Origin of the sequence: Reyranella sp. (genome assembly GCF_050185545.1) — a bacterium.
GTDB lineage: Bacteria > Pseudomonadota > Alphaproteobacteria > Reyranellales > Reyranellaceae > Reyranella.
Genome location: NZ_JBFWZI010000266.1, coordinates 6,024 through 8,100 on the forward strand (window position 1 = coordinate 6,024; position 2,077 = coordinate 8,100).

4 protein-coding genes are annotated in these 2,077 nt (G+C 66.7%); all 4 read right to left on the reverse strand.

The window, feature by feature from the left end; all coding sequences use genetic code 11:
• Window positions 1-275 (reverse strand): nitrile hydratase accessory protein (locus tag AB7O82_RS35505; protein WP_428621604.1); only part of this gene is annotated, 275 nt, incomplete at its 3' end.
• Window positions 262-921: a nitrile hydratase subunit beta gene (nthB, locus tag AB7O82_RS35510; RefSeq protein WP_428541104.1), complete on the reverse strand. Its 660-nt coding sequence runs from the start codon at window positions 919-921 to the stop codon at window positions 262-264. The genes AB7O82_RS35505 and nthB, both read right to left, overlap by 14 nt.
• Window positions 918-1,562 carry a nitrile hydratase subunit alpha gene (nthA, locus tag AB7O82_RS35515; RefSeq protein ID WP_428541106.1) on the reverse strand — a complete coding sequence of 215 codons (645 nt, stop codon included), beginning with the start codon at window positions 1,560-1,562 and terminating at the stop codon, window positions 918-920. Before nthA ends, nthB begins: the two co-directional genes overlap by 4 nt.
• Before the next feature lie 84 nt (window positions 1,563-1,646).
• The gene (locus AB7O82_RS35520) at window positions 1,647-1,862 is read right to left on the reverse strand and encodes a hypothetical protein (RefSeq protein ID WP_428541109.1); all 216 of its coding nucleotides are present in this window, start codon (window positions 1,860-1,862) and stop codon (window positions 1,647-1,649) included.
• Window positions 1,863-2,077 lie beyond the last annotated feature (215 nt).

The following is a 2,077-nucleotide window of genomic DNA, read 5'->3' on the forward strand; positions in this document are numbered from 1 at the left end:
CCGAGATCGGTCAGGCCCTTGGCGAGGCAAAGCCGTTCGAGGGCGATCAGCCAATGCTCGTAGTAGCGGGATCCGTCATCCGGCGTGCCGCGCGCCGTCGCCTCGCGCAGCACGGCGCCCAGCGTATCGGCCCATTCGTTCCAGGTGAAGGCGCCGCCCTTGCTGAGCTCGACGGCGAGCGCGAAGGCTTGCGCCTGCCAGGGCGCGGCAAAGACCGGGCCGTCGCCGTCTTTGGGCAAACCCGGCAGGTCCGCGGTCTGGTCAGGCAGGCTCAAGGTATTCCTCCCAAAGATCGACGAGCACGGCATCGGCCGGGTTGGCGGCGTCTCCCCACAACTCGCGCGCGGCAAAGCGCACGGTGTAGAGCCGCTGTGGCGCCTCACCCCGGAAATCGGCGTTGGAATCTGGAAAGACGTGCGCCCTGTGGTCGAGCTCGACTGTGCCCACCCTCCCGCGGACGTAGCGCGGGATGCGCGTATGACCGACCGGATTGATCTTCCTGGTGCGGACCTTCTGGCCAATCGCAAAGCGCGCCAGCGCGGACGTCTCGCGCTCCGACGAGCCCCGGGCGGTGGCAATCACCGGTATGTCGGCGGCCTTCACCGGAGGCGTCATCTTCGGCGCCGCCGGGTCGGCCCGCCCGCTCGCCAGCTCCTCGGCCGTGATCAATCCGCGCTCGACCGCCAGCATCTCGAGCGATTGCAGCCATTTCTCGTAGTAGCTCGTCCGCAGGTACTCCACCGCCGGCATCCTCTCGATGCTGTGCCTGCCGGCATCGATGTTCCAGCGCCGCCAGGCGCCCATGAGGCGCCGCATGGCATAGACCTTTCCCTCCCAGGGCGCGTGGAACACCGGCTCGTCGACTTCAGGCTCCACGCGTCCGAAGCCGTGCATGCCGCCCATATCGTGCACGCCGTTCATGACTTGGCCCTCGCTTCCGGCGCCGCCGGCAGTGCCACGCCGATCATGGAGTCGCGACTGACCAGGTCGGCGAGCGCTTCCTCCTCGAGATTGTCGGTGTTGGGCGGCCGCTGCGGCAGGACGAGATAGCGGATCTCGGAGGTCGAATCCCATACCCGGACCGAGATGTCCTCGGCGAGCGACAGGCCGAAGTCGGCCAGGACACCGCGCGGATCGATGACGGCGCGCGACCGGTAGGCATAGGACTTGTACCAGACCGGCGGCAGGCCCAGCACCGGCCACGGGTAGCAGGAGCACAGCGTGCAGACGACGAGATTGTGCACCGTCGGGGTGTTCTCGACCACGACCATGTGCTCGCCCTGCGCGCCGCTGTAGCCCAGCTCGGCAATCGCCGAGGAGGCATCTTTCAGCAGCCGCGCCTTGTAGTCGGGATCCATCCACGCTCGCGCCACGACGCGGGCACCATTACGCGGCCCGATCTTCGACTCGTAAGTGTCGATCAGTGCGTCGAGCGCCGCCGGATCGACGAGACCCTTCTCGACAAGCAGCGATTCGAGCGCCTTTACCCTGAGCGCGGTGGCCGAGGGAACATCCTGCCCGTCGTGATCATGCTTGTGGTCATGCTCGTGGCTGTCGCCCATCGCTCCCTCCTTGCACGCTTGCACGACACTCGTTCTCGAACTCTCGTGCAAGGGCGTCGCGGCCGTCAAGTTTGCCGCCGGGCACTATACCCTCGCGAGGTCGAGCAGGAAGCCCGGAACCATCAGGCCGAGCATGATGGCGACGACGACGAGCGCAATCAGCCAGGGCGGGATGGTCCACAGCGATGGCCTGTTGTCGGGCGTCTGGGGGTCGAGCCGCGCCGCCAGCCTGCCCTCGATCTTCATGAAGGCAGGCGTCCGCCAGTTGCGCACGACATCCGATTCGTACGGGCTCTTCATGGGGTGATCCTAGCCCAGCTCGGCGACTGTGGCTTCTCAATCCTCGCCCGTCATCGGGGGAGGTGCCCCGTCATACGGGCGGAGGGGGAAGGCCTCAGGCGGGATCGTCCTGATTCCGACGTCAGAATAGGAACAATCTACCCTGGGGCTTTGTCCCTCGGGCCCTTCGGGCCACCTCCCCCAATTACGGTCGATTACGGGGGGAGGGACATAAG